Genomic DNA, 22,429 nt, shown 5'->3' with positions numbered 1-22,429 from the left:
CTCTTTAATGTTCGATTACGCTACGAAGCACCGCTTCACTGACATCAGAAAATATCTCACTACTGCCAATAGAGGTTGGAAGTATTAATCGTAACTGTCCATTTAAGACTTTTTTATCAAGTTGCATATGCTGTGCAAAATGTTCATAACTCATTTTTTCAGGGGCATTAAGAGGTAATTCAAATTGTTTTATCAACAACATAATTTGCTCAACTTGAGCGCGCTCCATTAAACCTAAAATAAGCGCGGTTTTAGCAGCTAGCACCATACCCGCAGCCACAGCTTCACCATGCAACCAGTTACCGTAACCTTGCTCTGCTTCTATCGCATGTCCAAAGGTATGACCTAAGTTCAGTAGTGCACGAACACCATGCTCTTTTTCATCAAGCGCAACAATTTCTGCTTTTATTTCACAGCATCGTTTAATCATGTAGGTGAGCGCTTCAGGTTGTAACTCTTTTATCTGCTGAACATTCTGCTCAAGCCAACTAAAAAAGTCTGCATCATAGATAATGCCATACTTTATGACTTCTGCCATGCCAGCGGCAAACTCTCGAACTGGCAATGTTTTAAGGCAACTGATATCGATAATGACCGATTGAGGCTGATAAAATGCTCCAATCATATTTTTCCCAAGCGGATGGTTAACAGCTGTTTTTCCGCCTACAGATGAGTCAACTTGTGAGAGAACAGTTGTCGGCACTTGGATAAAGGGAACACCACGTTGGTAACAAGCAGCCGCAAATCCAGCCATATCGCCAATTACACCGCCACCTAATGCGATTATAGTAGTATCTCGTGCATGCTTTTTCTCAAGTAATGCACTCAAAATAACTTCGAATGTTGCGAGTGTTTTATATTGCTCACCATCATCTAAAATGACTTCATCAATCGCGAACTGCTTTAAACTCGCTTTACAGCTTTCTAAATATAGTGGCGCAACGACATCATTAGTAACAATCATCACCTTTTTGCCAGTGATTGCGCTTGCAAAAAGATCGCTCTGCGCAAGTAAATTTTCACCTATCGAAATAGGGTAGCTACGAGAGCCTAAATCAACCGTTAATTTATCCATTAGAAATCCAGTAATGTAATGATTTGACTAGCCACAACTTTAGCACTTTGTTCATCTGTTTCAATTGTATAATCAGCTGCTTCATCGTAAAGTAGATTACGGCTTTCCGCTAGATTTTCTAGCACTTCGCGTGGGTTTTCGGTTTGCAGTAACGGACGTCGCTTATCTTTCAAAGTACGCGCTAACTGCTTATCAACACTGGTTTTTAGATATACCACAATGCCACGTGCAGAAAGATATGCTCTATTCTCAGGACGTACAACTGCGCCACCACCTGTTGCTAAAACAATACCATGTTTCTGAGTTAATTCATCAATCATGTCTGATTCACGATTACGGAAGCCCTCTTCACCTTCGACATCGAAGATCCAAGCGATGTCTGCACCTGTTTTTTTCTCAATTTCAGCATCCGAGTCATGAAAATTAAGGTGTAACATTTGTGCTAAGTGACGTCCAATTGTGCTTTTACCAGCCCCCATAGGGCCAATTAAGAAAATATTACGTTGTTCTGCCATGTTGAATTTGTACTCAATGATTAGTTATTGTAATGGGTGTTGGAAATTCCCTTTGAAAAAAGAAATGCTGCGTATTATCGCAATTGTTGATAACTGATTGCAAGTCATATTACCACACCAGCAGACTTTGGAGGTGTATAGTTTGAATAGAATAAAAGGATCTAAACTACAAGGTAGCTGACAGGACTTACTAAAACGAAAAAAGCCTGAATATAACTTCAGGCTTTTTAATCAAAACTAGATAAATTAATACTTAGTTTGCATAACGATACGTGGCGTAACAAAAATTAACAATTCAGCTTTTCTGCTATTTTCTGCAGTTGTTCTAAATAAGTAACCTAGGTATGGGATATCGCCTAGCAACGGAACTTTTTGAATTCCTGTTGTAATTTGTTGTTGATAGATACCACCTAATACTAAGGTTTCACCATTTTCAACCAATACTTGTGTACCAATCTCTTGAGTATTAATCGCAACTGCAGAACCAATACCAGTAGGGACCGTTTCCCCAACCGAATCCTGCGTGATCACCAAATCTAAAATTACTTTATTATCAGGTGTAATCTGCGGAGTTACTTCTAAACTTAATACTGCTTTTTTAAAGCTAACCGAAGTTGCACCTGATGATGCTGATTCCACATATGGAATTTCAGTACCTTGCTCGATATAAGCTGTTTGTTGATTAGCAGTCGTAATACGTGGACTAGCAATAATTTCTGCTTTATTTTCTTGCTCTAACGCTGACAACTCAAGATCTAAAAGTTGCCCGTCTGCAAGCTTAGCTACTTGGAATGCAATTGTGCCAGCAGCCCCAGCTATCGGTAGGTTAACATTCAAACGATCATCAATACTGGCTACCGTGCCACCATTAGCTGCATCTGCACCTTCTAATGAACCAGATGTTGCACTATCACTTCCCGTCGCAGTCACGCCCCACTTAATACCTAACTCTTCACCAACAGAGTCATTCACTGTAACCATACGAGCTTCAATAACAACCTGACGTACAGGAATATCCAATACTTTTACCAAGTCTTTCACGGCATCAATAACTGCAGCTGTGTCTTTTAATAACAAAGTATTAGTACGCTGGTCTGTACTAACAGCGCCACGGGCAGATAATAAGCTTGCATTACCACTTGATAACATCGACGCAATATCACTCACTTTTGCATAGTTAATTTGAATGAACTCTGCATAAAGCGGCGCCAGCTCTTCTACTTCCTTATCTGTTTCTAACTGTTCACGTTCTTTAGCAGCTAATTCAACAGCAGGTGCAATCATTAACACGTTGCCATCCATTCGCTTACCAAGCCCTTTTACTTTCAAAATAATATCAAGAGCCTGTTCCCATGGCACATCATCCAAACGTAATGTGATGTTACCACTTACAGAGTCAGTAATTACCAAGTTAAAACCGTTAAAATCAGCAATTAACTGTAGTACTGTACGAACAGGTATATCTTGGAAGTTAAGTGAGATAGCCTTGCCTTGATAAACGCTCTCTTTTTGATTTTCTAGCTTCTTAGAAACCTCAATCATAAACAGAGTGTCTAATTGATCATAGCGGTAGTTATATTCATCTTTAATGTCGAAAACAAAACGTGTTTTACCATCTTCTTTAAAGGTTTCAATTTTTTCTACAGATGTTGCGAAATCCACTACATCCATGATGTATAAAAATTCATTAGCAATATGTGTGCTTTGGAATTCTGCAATTAACTGTTGGTCTCTACGACGAATATCGACAGCTACGCTTGAATTATCTAAGTAAACTAATAGTTTCCCTTGCCCCTCAGAACCACGTTTGAAGTCAATAGATTTCACACTATTAACATAGCCCTTTGGAGTTTCTTTCATTGTGTCCGCAACCGGTGCTTTCTCTTTCTGACTGTTAGCCATTGGAGTAACTGCGGTCTGACTTCCTGTATCCTGTGTAATCGCAGCTGCTAAAGCGGTTTCAGCAGAATCTGTTTCTGTGGTTGCAGCTACACTTTCACCGAAACGAACAAAGAGAACTTTATCTTCTTGCACGATACGATATGGCATTAACATATCTAAAGCGATAACTAAACGAAGCCCATCAGTAGTGCGCTCAGCTTCAACATTATTCACTCCACTTTTCTCAATCTTAATCGGATTTAATTTAAGTACTGAGCTAGCGTCTTCTACATCAACGACAAGTTGATTAGGGCGATAATGTAACTTATCTGTATATCCAGAAATGACTTCATTGAATTCAAACTTAAGCTCAAATTTACCATCGGTAAGTGGATTTACATTCAGCTTAGTTAACTGTGACTCTGCTAATGCAATAGACGAACTCAGCAACAACCCCGCTATTGAAAAAAGAGTAACTAGCTTTTTTCTGTTTATTATTTTCATTATTTTAATCTCATCCCTGTTCTAAGCTTATTGTGATTGTAGCGTAATTTGCGTGATTCGCTCTTGCCAACAACCATCTTTGTCTGAAGCTAACTCCAATAGTTCTATCTTAGCTTTAGTAATTTTTAGTACCTTGCCGTGATTTAAACCAAGGTAATATCCTGGTCTTACTTTATGAATTTCACCGCCAGACACTTGAACTAATGCCCACAATTCTTCATTTATCAGTAATGTACCGCGCATCAGCAAATTATCAAGAGAATACATCTCTAATGCCTGTTTTTTACGTTTAAAATTAGGCTGAGGACAACTTTTCGGCGCATTTTTAACTGGTGCAACAACTTCCGCTTTAGGTTTTGTAAATGGATTTCTATACTCATCACCAGTGAAAGCTAATGCATCGATTTTTTTCAACTCAGGTATTTTATCATTAATTGGATAAACCTTCGATTTTGCGTCAACAACAAAAGCATTAAGATCATCTGTTTTAACTTCGACACAGGAGAAAAGGCTAAAAGAGAGAAACAAAGTGATTAAAATTCTCATTTATTTCTTCCCCTTTTTCTTTTTAGCTTTTTTATTTTTATATCGGTAAGTTTTAGCAATCACATTTAACGTGAGTAGCTCCTTACTGCCTTTTGAAAGTCGCAAATTATCTAAAATAACAATCCTCGGTAAGGCTGCGATATCGGCAGCGAAACTCCCAAGCTGATCATAGGTTCCAACGACTTGGATACTAATCGGTACTTCAACGGATAAACCAACATCTTTTTTAGCCCCCCAGTTGATACTTTTAAATTGTAAGCCGTTATCACCACCAATAAAGCTAATATCATCAAGTAAACTGGCAATCTCTTTTGTACTAGGTAGTTTATTAATCAACCCTTCAAAAATAATATTTATTTCAACCATTTGTGCACGATATGCTTCAAGGTTTGCAGACAAGGCAGCTTTTACTTTAAAGTTTTCTTTTAATGTGTGCTCCTTATCTTCAACAACCTTCAACTGCTCTAGTTGCGGAATAGTCACGTAATAATAAAAAGCTCCCGCAAAAAGCGCACCAGCTAAAGCAATAAAGACACCGCGATACAACGCAGGCCAGCTTCCAACATTCTCAAAATCTAAATCATTAATATCCATTATTTAGCTCCCTTTTTCTCAGGAACAACTCTGAAGTCCATACCAAAGTTATACAGTTTAATCGGTTTTCTTGGGCCCTCTTTAATGTTGCGTAGGTATGAATCCCCTAGCCATCCGGAACCATCAATATTTCTCATCATGCGTGTCACGCGATTATTAGACTCTGCGTCACCTTGTACCACCACCTTTTCAGCATTAAAAGTAATGGTTTTCAAATAAACACCACCCGGCACATGCTCAGCCAGAGTGTTAAACAAACGGGTGGCATAGTTACGCTTTTCTTCTAGTTTTTGAATCAGTTTAATACGTCGTTCCAGCTCCGCTTTCTCTTTTTTGATATTACGTATCTCTGCAATACGTCGATCTAAAATGATGGTTTGCGTCTGTAGATATTGATTACGTTGTTTTTGTGCACTTATCATTGAATCTATATAGATTTTTCCGACATAAGAAAGCCCTAATACAAACATTGAGCTGAGAAGCAAAACAACAAAAAAGGCATTTTTCTTTTTCTTTTTATGCTCTTCACGCCATGGCAGTAGATTAATATTAGACATTATTGAACTCCCCTTAATGCCAACCCAAGCGCCATCATGTATTTTGTACCCACTTTATGAAGTAAGGTTTTATCTGAATCATTCTTGTATTCAAAACCAATAAACGGATTAGCAACTTCAACATCAAGCTCCAATTCCTCTTCAAGTTGCCTAACTAAACCTGGTAATAATTGGCAACCTCCCGTCAAAATAACCTTTTCAACTTGAATATTATTTGGTGCATTAGTAAACATGCGTAGATCGAAGCGAAGGTGGTTGACGGTCATATTGATAAAAGGAGCAACAACATCAACATCACAATCGACGGGCCACTCATGATCAACTTTTGCTTTTTCAGCTTCTACAAACTTCATACTATAATGCTCTGCCATCATCTGTGTGCAAGTCGCACCACCATGGTTTTTTGAACGTGAAAAAATCACATTACCTTGATGAACAATATTAAGCATCATTTGCGAAGCACCAATATCCACAATAGCAATGCCTTTATCATAATCTGCACGATCAAATAGTAACTCACATGCTCGAGATTGAGCATGGCTTGCTACATCAACAACCTTGGTTGTTAACCCAGCATCTTCAACACAATTTACTTGGGATAATACGGTTTCTTTTCGGGCGGCACTAAGTAATACATCATGAAGTGATTTATCCGCTGCATTGGGAGCAATCACCTCGAAATCTAAAAAGATTTCATCTAAAGGAAAAGGGATGCTATTTTCAGCCTCTAATTCAACCTGCGCTTCAAGTTCAAGTTCATTTAAACTGGCGTTCATCGCAATCACTTTAGTAATGACATCTGCGCCTGTAACCGCCATCGCCACGTTTTTATAAGACGCGGGAAAATTCTTTCTTAACTGTTTGATAATTTGAGTAAGTTTAGCAATATCTTCAAAGTGATTATCAACAATCAAGCCTTTAGGGATTGGGGCCTCAGCCACAGCATCAATTCTAAAGGTTCCTTTACCTTTTGATATGGCAACCGCCTTTATTGAATTTGACCCAAAATCGATGCCAATTAGGGCATTTGAGCTTTTTTTAAGACTTGAAAACATAACATCCTTGCCATCTTTTAGTATAAGTAGGTTCTAGCAAGTAGATTTTCTTTAACATTTATCAGAAAAACATACGATTACTATAGACCTTAATGATAAGACTAAATCATTCAAGTTCCAAGGTGATAAGTCACACTTCCCTCTTTATATCCTTAATTATCACTATATACTGTGAAAAACAGGTAGAGTTATATCAGTTAGTTATCAAATTTTTTAAAGGTAAACATAAAATGAAAAAATGGATTAAACGCTTATTCATCGCATCAGCGTTAATGCTTCTTTTAGGCCTAGGATCGATTGTGGGAATATACTACCACTTGAAGTCAGACTTGCCTGACGTAGCAACAATCCAAGACATTAAGCTACAAGTGCCAATGAAAATTTTCAGCATTGATGGCGAGCTTATTTCGCAATTTGGTGAAAAGCGCCGTATTCCTCTTCAACGCAATGAAGTACCCGAGCAACTTATTAATGCTTTTTTAGCAACTGAAGATAGCCGATATTACCAACACTATGGTATTGACCCTATCGGCATCGCCCGTGCAGCCTTTGTTTACGCCTCTTCCGGTCATGCCAAACAAGGTGCAAGTACTATCACTCAGCAGGTAGCCCGTAACTTCTTTTTAACCCGTGAAAAAACCTTTATACGTAAAATTAAAGAGATTTTTATTGCCGTTCAAATTGAGCAACTACTTACTAAAGATGAAATTTTAATGTTATATCTAAATAAGATTTCATTAGGTCATCGCTCCTTTGGTATTGGTGCAGCGGCACAAGTCTATTATGGAAAAACAGTCGACCAGTTAACACTCCCAGAAATGGCTGTCATTGCCGGTTTACCAAAAGCACCATCTAGCAATAACCCTATCTACTCTCCTAGCAATGCTAAAGCACGTCGTAACATTGTGTTAATGCGCATGTTTGAAGAAAAGCATATTTCTAAAGCAGAATATGAAGCAGCAACTCAAGCACCAATAACAGGTAAATATCATGGTGCCGAAATTACATTATCAGCGCATTATGTTGCCGAGATGGCACATAAAAAACTTCTTGAACTTTACGGTAAAGAACGTGCATATAACGAAGGCTTTAACGTTTACACAACCATCGATAAAGTTTCACAGGAAGCGGCTAACAAAGCAGTAATGACTAATTTGCATAATTACGATATGCGACACGGGTACCGAGGTGCAACAGATATTCTCTGGGAAGCGCCTGAAGATAATTGGACAAATGAAGAAATCATTAACAAGCTAAAAAAAGAACCCTCTTTTGCCGACCTTGAACCTGCTGTTGTTATCGAAGTGGATGAACAATCGATCAAAGTGATAAGTAAGACTAGCGGAGAAACTAGCCTACAAATTGATTGGGACGGTTTAAAATGGGCACGTCCTTATATTAGCGATACCAAACAAGGCAGAGAGCCCAAAAGTGCCAGTGATATCGTTGCCGTTGGGGAACTTATTTGGGTGCGTCAAGTGGATGAAAAACTAGAGTTATCCCAATATCCAGACGCCAGTGCTGCCTTTGTTTCATTAAACCCCACAGATGGTGCAATTACCTCCCTAGTTGGCGGTTTTAGTTTTGTTCAAAGTAAATTTGATCGTGCAACGCAAGCAGACCGTCAAGTTGGATCAAACATTAAACCATTTATCTACTCTGCCGCATTAGAAAATGGCTATACCTTAGCGACATTAGTAAATGATGCTCCAATCAATCAATGGAGTGGTAGTGCAGCATGGCGACCTAAGAATTCACCAGCTGTTTACGATGGTCCAATCCGCCTAAGGCGTGCCTTAGGACAATCAAAAAATGTTGTTTCCGTCCGTTTAGTTCAAGATTTAGGCATCCCCAAAGTAATAGAGCAACTTGGGAAATATGGGTTTGATACCGAAAAAGTACCAGAAAGTAATACGATTGCACTGGGCTCAGCTTCTCTCTCTCCGCTTAAATTAGCGACAGGGTACGCAATCATTGCTAATGGTGGCTACGCTATCGAACCCTATGCAATCGAACGTATCGAAGATGCTTATGGCACCGTGATTTATCAAGCTAACCCCAAAATTGTTTGTGAAGAGTGTACGCGTTTATATGAACAGCAAGCAGAAAATGATACCCCCGCTTATGAGCAGTATACAGATCAACAGATCTGTAAGATTTCCCCGATTAGCGAAGATCAAATCGCACCATCTGTTATTAGCCCTGAAACCGCTTTTTTAACACGAGAACTGCTCTACAGCGCGGTTTGGGGTGGTGGAAGTTGGCAACATAAAACAGGTTGGAATGGAACAGGCTGGCGTGCAGCTCGTGCTTTAAAACGACATGATATTGGTGGAAAAACAGGAACAACTAACGATTCAAAAGACGCATGGTTTTCTGGTTATGTAGGTAATGTTGTTGCTACTTCATGGGTAGGTTTCGATAACTACAATCGTGATTTAGGCCGAGCTAGTATCAATAGAAACCTTGGAGATGAGCAGACCTATGGCGGAGAATTTGGCGCTCGAACAGCTCTACCCGCTTGGATAGACTTTATGCAACAAACTGCACTTTCACAACCCATCGTTAGAAAGACAATTCCTAATACCATTTCCACAGCGCGCATTGATGCTGTAACAGGGCTGTTAACTCGTCAAACGGATCACACGAGTCTATTTGAATACTTTAAACGAGGCACTATGCCAACAGAATATGTTGAACCACCTGCACGCTATGACTTTGATGCCCAGCGAAGCACACAAGAAGGTGAAACATCTTATAGTGGAGAAAACGAACTATTTTAGTCTATATTAGATAACCGCTCTCATAAAGGGCGGTTATCTAATCTCAATGCCACTTAATGGGAGGGTTATAGTACTTTGAATCAGATAGTAATGGCCTTCAAAATACAATACTACTTATGATAATCGAATTAAGTATGTGATCTACATTTTGCGCAGGAAAAGTGCCTTAACTCAATACGTATATGACTCCCTTCACGAAATTTTCAACGACGCAATGAGTCACTTTAACCAGTCAACGGCACGCAACACAAAGCAAAAACACGGTGTATTAAAAAAAGATCAGCAGCCCTAATTCCTAGGAAGCGATATTTGAACACGAAATCCACCACTCGCTAGGTTACTAAACAGCATTTCACCAGCGTGTGCATGTACAATGCCATGACTTATCGCAAGTCCCAAGCCCACACTTGAGTCCTCTGTATCACGTGCTTTGTCCAAACGAACAAAAGGCTTGATAATTTCACTAAAAAACGACTCTTCAACACCTTGCCCGGTATCGCTAATTGCAATCACTAAGTTTTCAGCTTCTAAGTGCACATCAATGCTAATACAAACCTTACCATCCTCGTTTTGGCCATAAGCGACACTATTATTAATAAGATTTTCAATTACACGACGAAATGCAATAGGCCATAAGCGCACAATCAATCTATCAGCACTCGATAATTGAATATCGATGCCTTGATCACGGTATTCATCGCAGATAGTGGTTAATAGGCTCACAACTTCAAGCTCTTGTTTAACCTCTTTATGTGCATCATCTTTAGCAAAGTCCAAGGTCGCCTTAAGCATTTTTTCCATCTGATGTACTGTTTCCAACATCCGCTTTTGATCTTCACCGGGTTCAATAAATTCTAAGCGCAAACGTAAACTGGTAATGGGAGTTCTCAGATCATGAGAAATAGCAGCCAACATTTTACTGCGATCATCGATAAAGCTCGCCAAATTTTCCTGCATCTGATTAAAGGCAATAATAGCGGGGATAACTTCGCTTGGCCCAGTTTCATTAATATTTTTAAAGTCTCGTTCACTGCCAACTTTTTTAGCCACTTTTGCCAACGTCTCGATAGGCTTTAATGCACGTTTTACCGTCCATGCCATCAACAAAAGAATAAGCAAGGTAAACAACACAACCCAAAGCACTGTTTTTAATGGTAAGTGCGCCACCTGTTCATCAATTGCCGAGCTAAAATTCAACCAATGTTGCTCAGACAATAAAACTGAACCAGTTAATTTAATGTTATAGCGTTGCTTTTTTTTCTTCTCTAATCGGCGCTCATCGTGAGGGTGAGGTTTACCGTTTTTACGTGGAGGGCGTTTAATTTGTGCAGTGACAATGCGAACATCTTCAATAGTAGAATCAGGATTTAATGCTTTAAGCTTATTCGATAGGGTCTGCTCTCCTTGCTCTAGGACCACTGCTTTAGTGTCTAATGAAAGGTAAAAACCACGTCCTTGACTGGCACTAATAATCTCTTTATGTAACGCAATTGGCGTGTTATTCAATATGGTAATTAATGAGCTTACTCGCTCTAAGGTACTATCACTCGAGACAAAATTCAGCGCTCGCTGCCTATCTTGTGAGTAAAGTTGCAACGACACAGATAACACCAGTAATACACCCAGTAACATGATTAGGCTAATTTGCCCGACCAAGCTACTAGGAAGTAGTTTATTGATCATGGTTAACCTCACAAGTGAATTGATACCCTCCCCCCCAAATCGTTTTGATTAATTCAGGATGCTTAGCATCAATCTCCAGCTTTTTACGTAAACGACTGATTAACGTATCGATAGCACGATCATAAACACCGCCATCTCGTCCTTTACTTAGCTCTAGTAGCTGGTCACGGCTTAGCACTCGTTGCGGGTGCTCAAGAAAAACTCTTAACAAATCAAATTCTGCACTACTTAAAGTAACCATCACCCCCGCTTGATCTGTTAATTCGCGTTTGTGGATATCGATAGTCCACTGGGCAAAATGGTAAGCATCTACCTGTGAAGTTGGCGACTTAAGTGTATTAACACGGCGTAAAACCGCTTTAATGCGCGCCAATAACTCACGTGGATTAAAAGGCTTAGCGAGATAATCATCCGCCCCCATTTCAAGACCAATAATTTTATCCATCTCATCGCCCATTGCCGTCAACATTACAATAGGGATATTCGAAGAAGATCGTAAATCTCGGCATAATGTTAAACCATCTTCCCCCGGTAACATGAGATCTAATACAATTAAGTCAATTTGTGCCCCTTTTAACCGTTGCTTCATCTCTTTACCGTCTTTAGCAACCGTGACACGATAGTTATGCTGTACAAAAAAACGTTGCAATAGTTCTCTAATTTCACGATGGTCATCGACAATTAATAGATGAGGCTGGTGCATTTTCTGTCCTTACTTTGAAACTAAGTGGTAATGATTAAAGGGGCATTCCTGCTTTGCACTATGTAATACCAAGCGTAGTCATTCGATTGGTATAAATGAAGATTACGCTATTTTTGCGAATAATTTGTGTCAAAGTATGTCAAATAGCCTAATCGTCACAAACTATTACAAACTTCTCGCTTTTGGACAAATTCCTGACAAATCTAAGTGCTTAAATATAAACATGCAAAGAGCATAGCAATCAATTCAATTATCAAGGAGTTAATCATGAAAACTAAAACTATTGGCGCAATCATTATCGCAACCACACTTTCGCTTGGTGGGCTTTCATACGCAGTTGCAGGAAATCAAGATGGAGCTCAGAATGGCAAGCAAGACTGTAGTATGATGGATAAAAAGCAACGTGGAAAACATCACGGCAAGCATAAAAACAAGCAAATGGGCTTTGAAAAACTAAACCTGAGCGCAGAGCAAAAACAAGAGATGAAATCGATTATGTCATCTCAAAAAGGGAAAAACACAAAAAGTGACAGTGAAAGACAAGCTCAACGCGCAGAGATGCAAGCATTAATGCATGCTGAAGTCTTTGATGAAGCTAAGGCGAAAGAACTCATTAATAAGCAGCAAACTAAAAAAGGCGAACGTAAACTCGCAAAAATGAAAGCTAAACATCAAATGTTTCAACTACTTACTGATGAACAGAAAGCGCAATATGCTGAGATGCAAATGCAACGCAAAAATCGCTAAAATAGCTCAGAAAATTGCTTAATGACTTTATAAGCCTGCATCTTTTGTGCAGGCTTTTCGCTATCTGGTGTTGCAATACCACGCAAATATCCCACCTTTGCCTGTTCAGCCACCGCTAATATTTTTTCACTGTCATCGATAAACAAACAACGAGAAAAATCGCACTGTAACTCCTCTTCAACCGACGACCAAAAACGTAAATCTTCCTTAGCAATCTGATAATCATGGCTAGATATGATTTTTTTGAAATAAGGGGTTAAATCACTTTGCTGCATTTTCAACTGCACACCACTGCGATGTGCATTCGTTAGGATATAAGCAGGAATGTTAAGTTGCTTAAGTTTATCTAAAAACCATAAAGTATCACTACGTACTTGAATTTTATGTTTAGTTTTATGTTGCAGGCCATGGATATCAAGCCCTAAAGTAGTGCTCCAATAATCATAACAATACCAACTCAAACTTCCCTGTACCTTTTCATACTGAGCATAAACATGCTGCTCTGCTTGTTTTAAAGGCAATTTATTTTTCAGAGCATATTGCTGCGGAACAAACTGTAGCCAGAAGTGGTTATCGTAATGTAAATCCAGTAATGTCCCATCCATATCTAATAAAACAGCGTCAATCTCAGTGCGAATAAACATAACTTTTCCATCGATTCTCATATAAGCTACTATGATACCTGTTCAAGGAGGCCGATAACATGAAACAATTACCTGAAATTCTTAAAAGGACTTTAATTGCCAGTAGCCGATTTTTTAAAATTGAGGCTGTTCAACTTAAATTTAGCAACGGTGAGCAACGTGAATTTGAGCGTATGCAGGGCTATAACCAAGGTGCAGTTATGGTGGTTCCATTCTACGATAACGAGACCTTATTATTGATTCGAGAGTATGGCGCAGGCACACACAGTTATGGTTTAGGCTTTCCTAAGGGCATTATCGATCCTGGTGAATTGCCCGATGTAGCCGCTAATAGAGAATTAAAAGAGGAAGTAGGGTTTGGCGCACAACGTTTACAACCATTAAAAACAGTCAGCATGGCGCCCAGCTATTTTAGCAGCGAAATGCACCTGTTTATGGCATTTGATCTTTATCCTGAACAGCTAGAGGGTGATGAACCCGAGCCACTTGAAGTGATAAAGTGGCCTATTGCAAAAATAGATGAATTGTTGGCACGTGATGATTTTCAAGAAGCGCGTAGTATCGCAGCGCTTCTATTAGCAATGAAAGCTTTAAAAGAGACGGTTTAAGCCATTTAAAGCGGCAACACGGTAGGCTTCTGCCATCGTAGGGTAATTGAAGGTAGTATTAACAAAGTATTCGATATTATTGCCTTCACCCTTTTGTTGCATAATCGCTTGTCCGATATGAATAATCTCTGCGGCACGCTCACCAAAACAGTGAATGCCCAAAATTTCTTTGGTTTCACGATGAAAAAGAATCTTCAAACTGCCGACATCAGAGCCTAATATTTGCGAACGAGCAAGATCTTTAAATTGTGCTCGTCCAACTTCGTAAGGTACTTTCTGTTGCGTCAACATCTGCTCTGTTTTACCCACTGAGCTTATTTCTGGAATCGTGTAAATACCCGTTGGAATATCTTTTATCAGCTTCTTCTTACCTTCTTTAATCAAAATAGCATGAGCCGCAATTCGCCCTTGATCATAAGCAGCACTGGCAAGACTTGGGTAACCAATCACATCACCAATCGCATATATATTCTTCGTCTCAGTTTGGTAATACTCATTAATAGCAAGTTGGCCTCGACCATCTGCTTTTAAGCCAACCGCTTCAAGGTTTAACTTATCAGTATTACCTGTTCGACCATTCGCATAAAGCAAACAACCCGCTTTCATTTTTTTACCGGACTTAAAGTGCAAGACCACCCCATCTTTAGTACTTTCCACTTTTTCATACTCTTCATCATGGCGCAAAATAATACCAGAATGGCGGAAATGGTACGAAAGCGCATCAGACATCTCAGCATCTAAGAAAGAGAGTAAGCGATCACGTGTATTAATAAGATCTGTTTTTACTCCTAACCCCCTAAAAATAGATGCGTACTCTGAACCAATAACACCTGCGCCATAAATAGCAATATGCTGTGGTTGGTAGTCGAGAGAAAGAATGGTATCACTGTCATAAATATTGGCAGCCTCAAAGTCGATATCATCAGGGTGATAAGGTCGCGAACCTGTCGCAATAACAATATCTTTTGCTGTTATCGTATCAATGGTGCCATCTCGGCCCTTCACTGCAATACTATGGTTATCAACAAAAGAGGCTTCACCAAAAATCAGGGTGCAGTTATTACGGTTATAAAAGTTACTGCGCATATTAACCTGTTTACTAATGACACCTTCTGTATGGCGCAGCACATCTGCAAAGGTAAAAGAGGCTTTTTGTGGGTAATTATTAACAAACAGCGCATTATTTTTAAGTTCAATTAACTGGCTAACACTGTGTCTAAGCGCCTTTGAGGGAATCGTCCCCCAGTGGGTACAACCACCACCAATATCTTTATATTTTTCAATCACAGCAACTGAGAGACCGCCTTTGGCTAGTTTCATTGCCGTCCCTTCTCCGCCAGGGCCTGTACCAATCACAATGGCATCGTAATCATAACTTGGTGTGGCATTGTTGCTATTTTTTGATTTAGACATGATGAACCTTTAACTGCAGAAAATAAAAGCTGATATTAACAATTGATTTGCATTTGTCACACATTGGAGTAACAAATCGTGAGCAGTGCAGTTGATAAAAAATTAAGCACTAAAAAAAGGGGAAAAATCTGAGCCTTCGTGTTATTTTTAATCTACAACTTCTTTGCTAAGGGTACCTCTATGAGTAAAAACTCGATATCGCTAAAATGGATCTTTTATACTTTTTTAATTGGCTTATCACTCAATGCCTGCTTATCTATTTTCACCATTTCACAGGTCGAATTCTCTATCTTCCCGTTCTTTACCCTATTTTTTACAGTTAATCACTTTTACGGCTTTTACATTAAAGAAGCGAATAATGAAGTCAGTATACGTCCTGCCTGGGCAACGTTCTTTATGGGCATTTTTGCTTATTCAGCTTTTACGGGTGCCTTATACCCTGAGCTTGGGTCAAACTTTATCTCCATTACTATCACGCTATTATTAGCTATTTGGTTAATGTACAAATGGATGTTTAAAGATAATCATTACGAAGCATAAATAAAAGGGGCTCATTAGTGAGCCCCTTTTCTTAGATTGATAATTTAAATAACTTCAGTTCTGGATAAGCAAAATGATACAATACCGCTAATTTCGGCGTTAAATCACCTACCAATAACCCCTTATTGCAACAATAATTTACCTTGAACTACGGTCAACTAACGGCACTTTATTAAAGTAGCAACACCATAATTTTAAACACCATCACGCTTCCATTAACCAGAATTGATGTTAAATATTACTTTTACTGCTTTCTAAACGGTGTAGCAAGGCTACCGAGCTATTTTTCAAACCAAATCTAATCTCTTCAGGCGCATCTGAATTAAAGCCCCCTAATTCAGGAAATAACAAACAGAATAGCTGCTGTGGCTGCATAGTCACCGTATCAATAGTCACAGAATTAGGAACCTGAAGAAAAACGAAACTATTAACTTCATCAAAGCGTTGAAGTTTCTCCATTAACAGTTCGACACTCTCTGCCTCAATAAAAAATTCTTCACGCTCACTCTTGCCTTCCCACTCAGTGACCGTAATCAAAGCGCCAAATGGAAACTCAATAGGCTGCGACTGTTGCTCAATATAGATAGCATGTAATGCAGTATTGTCTTCTTCACTTTTGATTTTTAACGCGATAAATTTACAACTTGCATCGTCACTAAATAACACAGGCAATTGCGTTGCAGTATAAAGCGGTAATTGATCACCATTTGACATAGAAACTCCAAAATCATTTAAGTTTGTTGCACTATTAGCTTAATCTATAACCCTCACTTTACAAGTTTGTCAGGACTCAATATGAACTACACCACTCGAGAATTAAAGAAACATAAACGTATTGCATTAGTTGCCCACGATAATATGAAAGAGTCACTCTTAAAGTGGTCTAAAGAGCGAATAGAAGTCCTTAAATTACATCACCTTTACGCCACAGGTACAACGGGCTCTATTTTATCAAGCCAACTTTCGTTACCGATCACCTGTCTATTTTCAGGGCCAATGGGAGGAGATCAACAGCTAGGGGCAAAGATTTCAGAAGGAGAAATAGATGTGCTAATCTTTTTTTGGGATCCCATGAATGCAGCCCCGCATGACCCGGATGTAAAAGCACTGTTACGGTTAGCAGCTGTTTGGAACATTCCTGTTGCCACCAATATTTCTACCGCAGACTTTATTATGGATTCACTGCATATTAATGAAAGCTATCATACCCGTATTCCAGATTACCATGGCTATTTAGCAGAGCGAGTCAAATAGATGCAGACCTTAACGGATATATATATCTACCCAATTAAATCAGTTAAAGCAATTAGCCAGCCAGCAGCATTTGTTGAACAAGCAGGAATTCGTTTTGATCGTCGTTATATGCTGGTTGACCAAGATGGAGCTTTTATTACAGGGCGAACTCAGCCACTGTTAACACAGATAGATGTTCAGTTTTCAAAAAACACCTTGATAATAAACGCGCCAAAAATGAATACGTTGACTATTGATCCAGAAACATTTTCAAGTGAAGTACAACGTTCTCAAATATGGGGCGACAACGTTAACGCGTTACATTGTCATTATGATTACGATAACTGGTTTAGCCAATATTTGCAGCAACCTTGCCAACTGGTCTTTTTTGCAGAACATAGCCAACGTTGCGTTAAAAACAAAACAGCTCCGGTCACTTTTGCCGATGGCTATCCGTTACTATTGATCAATCAAACATCGGTTGCTAAGTTAAATGCTAAACTCGACAAGCCTGTAAGCGCACTACACTTTCGCCCTAATATTGTTATCGAAGGTGAACTACCTTTTATTGAAGATAGCTGGGCACGGATCAAAATTGGTGAAGTTGAATTTGAGGTAAGCAAACCTTGCTCTCGTTGCTTATTTACCAATGTCGATCCAAAAACAGGCATTGCAGCAAAGAATGAACCACTAGCAACACTCGCGTCTTTTCGTTACCACCAAGGCGATATCGACTTTGGACAGAACTTGATACCGCTTAACACAGGCATAATAAGAGCCGGTGACGAAGTGCAGGTATTAGCAACGCAAGAAGCGATTGTATATGGGTCACAAGCGGGTATGCAGAGCGATAAAAACCGTTCGCTGCAAATTAATTATCAAACATCATCCATTACCGTGACAGGTGATAATCAGCAACTATTATTAGATCAAGCAGAGCAAGCGGGCGTTAACATCCCTTACTCTTGTCGAGGTGGAAAATGTGGACGTTGTAAAGTCGAACTAGTTGATGGCGAAGTATTAACACTCAGCAATGAAGCGCTCACGGAAACAGAAATAGAGCAGGGTTATGTTCTTGCTTGCAGTTGCATTCCACTGTCGGATATTAAACTGAATCATTAATAATAAGGGTTTGCATGGAAACAGAACACGATCATAGCGAGATTCCAACGAATGATACAGACAAGCTCATTGAAGTGCTTGGTTTAACCAATGATATTCATGAAGCGGGTTATATTTTACCCGATGGTCGCCTTTTGCATCTCGATCGGAGCAACTGTTTTAAACGTAAAAATCATCTCGATGTCTTAAAGCTACTGCCAGATTTCTTAGGACAAGAACACTCCATTATTGATACTGATATGATCGCTTTTATGGCGCAGGAAAAGCTGATCCGTTTCTGTATCGATGGTCGTATCCACACAGCCGTTAAACCCACCTCTAAACAACTACGTAAACTTTATACCACTCTTGCCTATCGGAGCACTCCTTTTGAAGTGATGATATCAAATGCAGCTGGCATGACATTAGCTCAACATACAATTTCAGGCCCAACAATGGGAGCACTCGTAGATATCTTTAGTACCTATGACTTGAAAGAACATAGTGACTTTTCTGAGGATGAGTTTTGTCTACAGGAGGATAAAAAGCACTATAAATTATTCTTTCGACCAGCAATGAAAGTGGTGGGGAAGTGTAATAAAAATAGTCGTATGATCAAAATGGATGACGGATTTAAAGAAGCAAACTCGCTGTTTATGCGCTTAATAAAACAAGGCGTGATAAAAGATTAAATAACCTCAATGCTGGATAAGCATAGCGATACAATAACGCTTCTATTAACCAGAATTGAGGTTAAATACAAAGCGAAGCGATGCTTCGCTTTATATTATCAGACACTAAACTATTAATATCGCTCAAATAGTTTCAGTAATGCATCACTGCTATCCGGTGCAAATTTATCTTCCTGCTCTTTGCCATAAACACTATCAGCAAGTTGTTGCTTACGTGCCTGTAACGCTAGCACACGCTCTTCAACCGTTTGCTCACAAATCAGCTTATAAACAAAAACAGGTTTATCTTGGCCGATACGGTAAGCACGGTCCGTCGCTTGATTTTCAACAGCAGGGTTCCACCATGGATCATAATGAATAACCGTATCTGCTGCGGTTAAATTTAATCCAACACCACCAGCCTTAAGCGATATAAGGAAAACAGGCACCTCTCCCGCTTGGAACTTATCGATAATTTCACTGCGGTTACGGGTTTGTCCCGTGAGTTTAACAAAGTTAATGCCTTGGCTTTCTAGCTCATCGCCAATTAAACCTAACATGGTGGCAAACTGAGAGAAGATTAAAATGCGTCTGCCCTCTTCAATCATCTCAGGGACAATCTCCATCAAGAAATCTAGCTTCGCAGAGCCTTTAATCCCTTGCGCATGTTCAAGCTTCACTAAACGAGGATCGCAACAAGCCTGACGTAATTTAAGCAGCGCATCTAAAAATTCAATACGGCTTCGCGCCATGCCTTTCTCTTTTAACAGGTCACGTACCTTCGCTTCCATCGTAATACGGATGCTCTCATACAATGTACGCTGATCATTTGGCAGTACCACTTTATGCACAATTTCTGTTTTAGCGGGTAACTCTTTTGCCACTTCATCCTTAGTACGACGCAGTAAAAATGGCTGCGTTTTCTGAATTAGCCAATCTTGCACCTGTTGATTGCCTTCACCTTCAATGCCTTTACGGTAAAAACGATTAAAAGTGGTGTGCGTGCCTAAGAAACCGGGCATCAAGAAATCAAATAACGACCATAATTCACCCAGATGATTCTCCATCGGTGTACCCGTTAAACATAAACGTTGCTTAGCATTCAGCTGTTTAATGCTTTTGGTCATTTTAGCCAACGGATTTTTAATGGTTTGTGCTTCATCTAAAATAAGATCAGAAAATGTTAATGGCGCAAGTTGTGCAAAATCACGCCCTACCAACGGGTAAGTTGTGATCACCAGATCATAATTAGCAATGCTATCAAAATGTTTATGTCGCTCCGCACCATGTAACACCAGTACCGATAGATCTGGCGTAAACTTTGTCGCTTCATTGACCCAGTTCCCGACTAAAGAGGTCGGACAAATCACAATCGCAGGGTTATCTAATTGCTGATGTTGTTTTTTATAAAGTAGATAAGCCAAAGTTTGAACCGTTTTACCTAGGCCCATATCATCTGCTAAGACGCCAGAAAATCCGTACTCATTTAAGAATACTAACCAATTTAATCCGCTTAACTGGTAATCACGCAAAGTTGCTTGCAAGTCAGTAGGAGGATCAACCGCCTCGATACCACTAAAGTTAGTCAGTTTATCTGCCAACGCTTTCACGTGACTACCGCCCACCCATCTGTTTATCTCAGGTAACTGCGCTAAGAGTGCAGCTTGGCTTTGAGGCAACTTGATATTGTCATTATTCACCTCACCCAGCTCTTGTAAAATCGACAAGATCGGCTGAATCGAGCTACGTTTCACACGCAAAGGACGCCCATTAGCTTGTGCTAATAAAATATCAAAATTGTTTTGCTGCCAGTCTTCGTTATTACGTAACCATTCCAATAACAGTGGTAATAGCTCAATACGTTTACCTTCAACTTCAATCGATACGCCTAAATCGAACCAATGCCCTTGCTCAGCAATGGCGATATCGATGCTATCAATCTGCTCACTTTCTAATACCAAATCGCTGTCGATATTAAACTGCCAACCTAATACTTCTAAACGTGCTTTGTGTGCGGTCAGAAAAGACAACCATTGGAATTGCTGCGAACCACCAAGCTCAGGAGGTAAAATACCCAATAATTGGTTGGATTTCGGTTGTTTATCATCGTAGGTAAATAGATCTAATAAGCATAGATTTTGATACTCTTTAAGTGCAATCATCTCCGCTTCAACATCACGCTGTATAGTTGCTATCTCACCCTCTAACATAAATTGATTACGCGTTTTATCGTCAAGTACATTGGGGTCTAAGCGCAACTCTCCATAAAAGAATGACAGGCGAGCGATAAATAGCGGGTTACCCTTCACTATTTTGCTTGTTAAACTAAATTCGATGCGTAATGAATCATCTAAGGTACGAGTTGCATAACGAATAGGATTAGGTAGCACTGCATGTGGAAAACGCAGAGAAACTTGCTCTGTAAAGTGCTGACACTGCTCAGCCGCTAAAGGTGGCGTTTGAATCAGAGAAAGGATCCAATCACGGTCAAACTCACTCTCAATTTGACCAATCTGACCATTATCGGTATCGATATAATAAGGTGTCGGCGTTGGGATTAATAACCAGTTTTCACAGCCTAATAGTGAGACATCAAGCTGTTTTAAATCCTCTTCATCATGCCAGTCTAATTGCAATGCTTTAGGCTCAGATTCAGTCAAAGGCAGGGTAATTTCACGCCAGAAACAGCGTCCTGTGGTTAATATTTGCTGTAGAGCAAGCTGATCATGCTGAGTATGTAATGTGGTTTTTGCTAGCTTAGTAACTCGCCCCTCTTTAGCAAGTAACAGTTGTAAAATACTAATATCTTCAGGTTTTACCCACTTATAACTTTCCATCCAAGTTTCATTATCAACCACTGAAATAAGATCTTTTTCTGCAAAGACACTGACATTTTCACTTTTTAGAAAACGCACCGAGCCATATTCCACTTGAATATATTGTAATGCGTGGTTGTAGGCCGTTTTTACAAAGGAGAGACGAAAGTAACCTTCGTAGGCACTAACAACAGGCGCAGGTTGTTTTTTATCTAATTGCCCTTGCAACATTTCAAACCAAGTTTGGTAGCTGTTTTCTATATTATAATTTGGAGTATCTGCTTGATAAGCAAGCAAGAGTGCAACGGCATGTTTACAGTTCCAACCCACAGGGCAAGAGCAGGTACTGTGGATAATAAAACCACCTTTATTCGAAGGCTTGATCGTAGCACTGGTTTGATAAGGCGTTTCAGAGCTACCTTTAACGCTACCACTTAACTTACTATTTTGTTCATCAAACTCGCAAGATAATACTCGGCTCTCTTTAAAATAACGGCTGCCGCGGTCGATAATATTACGACCAAAACTGGTGGAAATGTCTTGCTGAGTGATCTTAGGCATCTAGGTAACCAACTGTAAAAATGGATCATTAATGATAGAGAGATATTGCCTAGAAAGGAAGGCCTAAAAAGTTATTTGTAACATCAAAATTAAAAAATGAGTTATTTTTAAAATGAAACTCTTTTTCCCTAAATCACACGGAAACGTTTACATAACAGACGCAACTGTAATAATGAATGTTTTTCATTTGTTGTTATCA

20 protein-coding genes are annotated in these 22,429 nt (G+C 39.4%); 7 read left to right on the top strand and 13 right to left on the bottom strand.

Going from position 1 to position 22,429, the window contains the following annotated elements:
• Positions 1 to 4: 4 nt before the first annotated feature.
• From aroB to CW745_RS09075, 7 genes are all read right to left on the bottom strand, one after another.
• Entirely contained in the window at positions 5 to 1,075 is a 1,071-nt protein-coding gene (gene aroB / locus CW745_RS09105; RefSeq protein ID WP_101108342.1) for a 3-dehydroquinate synthase, read from the bottom strand.
• On the bottom strand, positions 1,075 to 1,590 hold the full coding sequence (aroK, locus tag CW745_RS09100; RefSeq protein ID WP_101108341.1) for a shikimate kinase AroK: 516 nt from the start codon (positions 1,588 to 1,590) through the stop codon (positions 1,075 to 1,077). Before aroK ends, aroB begins: the two co-directional genes overlap by 1 nt.
• A 246-nt stretch (positions 1,591 to 1,836) precedes the next feature.
• Positions 1,837 to 3,975, bottom strand: a complete 2,139-nt coding sequence (locus tag CW745_RS09095; protein ID WP_101108340.1) for a type IV pilus secretin PilQ family protein — start codon at positions 3,973 to 3,975, stop codon at positions 1,837 to 1,839.
• 27 nt (positions 3,976 to 4,002) lie between these two features.
• A complete protein-coding gene (locus CW745_RS09090) occupies positions 4,003 to 4,521 on the bottom strand; it encodes a pilus assembly protein PilP (protein ID WP_101108339.1) in 519 nt (172 codons plus the stop codon).
• Entirely contained in the window at positions 4,522 to 5,115 is a 594-nt protein-coding gene (locus CW745_RS09085) for a type 4a pilus biogenesis protein PilO (protein WP_101108338.1), read from the bottom strand.
• Positions 5,115 to 5,672: a PilN domain-containing protein gene (locus CW745_RS09080; protein WP_101108337.1), complete on the bottom strand. Its 558-nt coding sequence runs from the start codon at positions 5,670 to 5,672 to the stop codon at positions 5,115 to 5,117. Before CW745_RS09080 ends, CW745_RS09085 begins: the two co-directional genes overlap by 1 nt.
• Entirely contained in the window at positions 5,672 to 6,727 is a 1,056-nt protein-coding gene (locus CW745_RS09075) for a pilus assembly protein PilM (RefSeq protein WP_101108336.1), read from the bottom strand. Before CW745_RS09075 ends, CW745_RS09080 begins: the two co-directional genes overlap by 1 nt.
• 230 nt (positions 6,728 to 6,957) lie before the next feature.
• On the opposite strand from CW745_RS09075, the gene CW745_RS09070 reads away from it, so the two are divergent.
• Positions 6,958 to 9,510 (top strand): PBP1A family penicillin-binding protein, encoded by a 2,553-nt coding sequence (locus CW745_RS09070; protein ID WP_101108335.1) that lies wholly within the window; start codon positions 6,958 to 6,960, stop codon positions 9,508 to 9,510.
• Between the two features lie 288 nt (positions 9,511 to 9,798).
• Here CW745_RS09070 and CW745_RS09065 read toward each other — a convergent pair whose 3' ends face one another.
• Positions 9,799 to 11,193 (bottom strand): HAMP domain-containing sensor histidine kinase, encoded by a 1,395-nt coding sequence (locus tag CW745_RS09065; protein WP_101108334.1) that lies wholly within the window; start codon positions 11,191 to 11,193, stop codon positions 9,799 to 9,801.
• Positions 11,183 to 11,896 (bottom strand): response regulator, encoded by a 714-nt coding sequence (locus CW745_RS09060; RefSeq protein ID WP_101108333.1) that lies wholly within the window; start codon positions 11,894 to 11,896, stop codon positions 11,183 to 11,185. Before CW745_RS09060 ends, CW745_RS09065 begins: the two co-directional genes overlap by 11 nt.
• A 267-nt stretch (positions 11,897 to 12,163) precedes the next feature.
• Between CW745_RS09060 and CW745_RS09055 the strand changes: the two genes are divergently transcribed.
• Positions 12,164 to 12,643: a Spy/CpxP family protein refolding chaperone gene (locus tag CW745_RS09055; protein WP_101108332.1), complete on the top strand. Its 480-nt coding sequence runs from the start codon at positions 12,164 to 12,166 to the stop codon at positions 12,641 to 12,643.
• On the opposite strand, the gene yrfG is transcribed toward CW745_RS09055, so the two are convergent.
• Positions 12,640 to 13,287: a GMP/IMP nucleotidase gene (yrfG, locus tag CW745_RS09050; RefSeq protein ID WP_101108331.1), complete on the bottom strand. Its 648-nt coding sequence runs from the start codon at positions 13,285 to 13,287 to the stop codon at positions 12,640 to 12,642. The genes CW745_RS09055 and yrfG overlap by 4 nt on opposite strands.
• A gap of 59 nt (positions 13,288 to 13,346) precedes the next feature.
• On the opposite strand from yrfG, the gene nudE reads away from it, so the two are divergent.
• Positions 13,347 to 13,895, top strand: a complete 549-nt coding sequence (gene nudE / locus CW745_RS09045; protein WP_101108330.1) for an ADP compounds hydrolase NudE — start codon at positions 13,347 to 13,349, stop codon at positions 13,893 to 13,895.
• Here the strand turns inward: nudE and sthA are convergent.
• The gene (gene sthA / locus CW745_RS09040) at positions 13,878 to 15,308 is read right to left on the bottom strand and encodes a Si-specific NAD(P)(+) transhydrogenase (protein WP_101108329.1); all 1,431 of its coding nucleotides are present in this window, start codon (positions 15,306 to 15,308) and stop codon (positions 13,878 to 13,880) included. The two genes, nudE and sthA, sit on opposite strands and share 18 nt — an antisense overlap.
• Before the next feature lie 180 nt (positions 15,309 to 15,488).
• Between sthA and CW745_RS09035 the strand changes: the two genes are divergently transcribed.
• Positions 15,489 to 15,848 carry a DUF1422 family protein gene (locus CW745_RS09035; RefSeq protein WP_101108328.1) on the top strand — a complete coding sequence of 120 codons (360 nt, stop codon included), beginning with the start codon at positions 15,489 to 15,491 and terminating at the stop codon, positions 15,846 to 15,848.
• Between the two features lie 231 nt (positions 15,849 to 16,079).
• Here the strand turns inward: CW745_RS09035 and CW745_RS09030 are convergent, their stop codons facing one another.
• Positions 16,080 to 16,562, bottom strand: a complete 483-nt coding sequence (locus tag CW745_RS09030) for a hypothetical protein (protein WP_101108327.1) — start codon at positions 16,560 to 16,562, stop codon at positions 16,080 to 16,082.
• An 81-nt stretch (positions 16,563 to 16,643) separates the two neighbouring features.
• On the opposite strand from CW745_RS09030, the gene CW745_RS09025 reads away from it, so the two are divergent.
• From CW745_RS09025 to CW745_RS09015, 3 genes are read left to right on the top strand one after another with little or no spacing between them, the layout of a single operon-like run.
• Positions 16,644 to 17,102 (top strand): methylglyoxal synthase, encoded by a 459-nt coding sequence (locus tag CW745_RS09025; RefSeq protein ID WP_101108326.1) that lies wholly within the window; start codon positions 16,644 to 16,646, stop codon positions 17,100 to 17,102.
• Complete coding sequence (locus tag CW745_RS09020; protein WP_101108325.1) at positions 17,103 to 18,203, top strand: YcbX family protein; 1,101 nt, start codon at positions 17,103 to 17,105, stop codon at positions 18,201 to 18,203.
• Positions 18,204 to 18,217: 14 nt separating this feature from the next.
• Positions 18,218 to 18,874: a hypothetical protein gene (locus CW745_RS09015; RefSeq protein ID WP_101108324.1), complete on the top strand. Its 657-nt coding sequence runs from the start codon at positions 18,218 to 18,220 to the stop codon at positions 18,872 to 18,874.
• Between the two features lie 113 nt (positions 18,875 to 18,987).
• Here CW745_RS09015 and CW745_RS09010 read toward each other — a convergent pair whose 3' ends face one another.
• Entirely contained in the window at positions 18,988 to 22,230 is a 3,243-nt protein-coding gene (locus CW745_RS09010; protein WP_101108323.1) for a DEAD/DEAH box helicase, read from the bottom strand.
• Positions 22,231 to 22,429: the final 199 nt, after the last annotated feature.

Origin of the sequence: Psychromonas sp. psych-6C06 (assembly GCF_002835465.1) — a bacterium.
Classification (GTDB): Bacteria; Pseudomonadota; Gammaproteobacteria; order Enterobacterales; family Psychromonadaceae; genus Psychromonas.
This window is presented reverse-complemented; position numbering and strand designations above follow the sequence as displayed.

What these genes read in the sequence shown, in the direction of transcription:
- CW745_RS09095 (WP_101108340.1), bottom strand. Translation starts at nt 3,975, where the DNA reads ATGAAAATAATAAACAGAAAAAAGCTAGTTACTCTTTTTTCAATAGCG.
- CW745_RS09075 (WP_101108336.1), bottom strand. Translation starts at nt 6,727, where the DNA reads ATGTTTTCAAGTCTTAAAAAAAGCTCAAATGCCCTAATTGGCATCGAT.
- sthA (WP_101108329.1), bottom strand. Translation starts at nt 15,308, where the DNA reads ATGTCTAAATCAAAAAATAGCAACAATGCCACACCAAGTTATGATTAC.
- yrfG (WP_101108331.1), bottom strand. Translation starts at nt 13,287, where the DNA reads ATGTTTATTCGCACTGAGATTGACGCTGTTTTATTAGATATGGATGGG.
- aroK (WP_101108341.1), bottom strand. Translation starts at nt 1,590, where the DNA reads ATGGCAGAACAACGTAATATTTTCTTAATTGGCCCTATGGGGGCTGGT.
- CW745_RS09065 (WP_101108334.1), bottom strand. Translation starts at nt 11,193, where the DNA reads ATGATCAATAAACTACTTCCTAGTAGCTTGGTCGGGCAAATTAGCCTA.
- CW745_RS09020 (WP_101108325.1), top strand. Translation starts at nt 17,103, where the DNA reads ATGCAGACCTTAACGGATATATATATCTACCCAATTAAATCAGTTAAA.
- CW745_RS09055 (WP_101108332.1), top strand. Translation starts at nt 12,164, where the DNA reads ATGAAAACTAAAACTATTGGCGCAATCATTATCGCAACCACACTTTCG.
- CW745_RS09080 (WP_101108337.1), bottom strand. Translation starts at nt 5,672, where the DNA reads ATGTCTAATATTAATCTACTGCCATGGCGTGAAGAGCATAAAAAGAAA.
- CW745_RS09060 (WP_101108333.1), bottom strand. Translation starts at nt 11,896, where the DNA reads ATGCACCAGCCTCATCTATTAATTGTCGATGACCATCGTGAAATTAGA.
- CW745_RS09090 (WP_101108339.1), bottom strand. Translation starts at nt 4,521, where the DNA reads ATGAGAATTTTAATCACTTTGTTTCTCTCTTTTAGCCTTTTCTCCTGT.
- aroB (WP_101108342.1), bottom strand. Translation starts at nt 1,075, where the DNA reads ATGGATAAATTAACGGTTGATTTAGGCTCTCGTAGCTACCCTATTTCG.
- CW745_RS09030 (WP_101108327.1), bottom strand. Translation starts at nt 16,562, where the DNA reads ATGTCAAATGGTGATCAATTACCGCTTTATACTGCAACGCAATTGCCT.
- CW745_RS09070 (WP_101108335.1), top strand. Translation starts at nt 6,958, where the DNA reads ATGAAAAAATGGATTAAACGCTTATTCATCGCATCAGCGTTAATGCTT.
- CW745_RS09085 (WP_101108338.1), bottom strand. Translation starts at nt 5,115, where the DNA reads ATGGATATTAATGATTTAGATTTTGAGAATGTTGGAAGCTGGCCTGCG.
- CW745_RS09025 (WP_101108326.1), top strand. Translation starts at nt 16,644, where the DNA reads ATGAACTACACCACTCGAGAATTAAAGAAACATAAACGTATTGCATTA.
- nudE (WP_101108330.1), top strand. Translation starts at nt 13,347, where the DNA reads ATGAAACAATTACCTGAAATTCTTAAAAGGACTTTAATTGCCAGTAGC.
- CW745_RS09010 (WP_101108323.1), bottom strand. Translation starts at nt 22,230, where the DNA reads ATGCCTAAGATCACTCAGCAAGACATTTCCACCAGTTTTGGTCGTAAT.
- CW745_RS09015 (WP_101108324.1), top strand. Translation starts at nt 18,218, where the DNA reads ATGGAAACAGAACACGATCATAGCGAGATTCCAACGAATGATACAGAC.
- CW745_RS09035 (WP_101108328.1), top strand. Translation starts at nt 15,489, where the DNA reads ATGAGTAAAAACTCGATATCGCTAAAATGGATCTTTTATACTTTTTTA.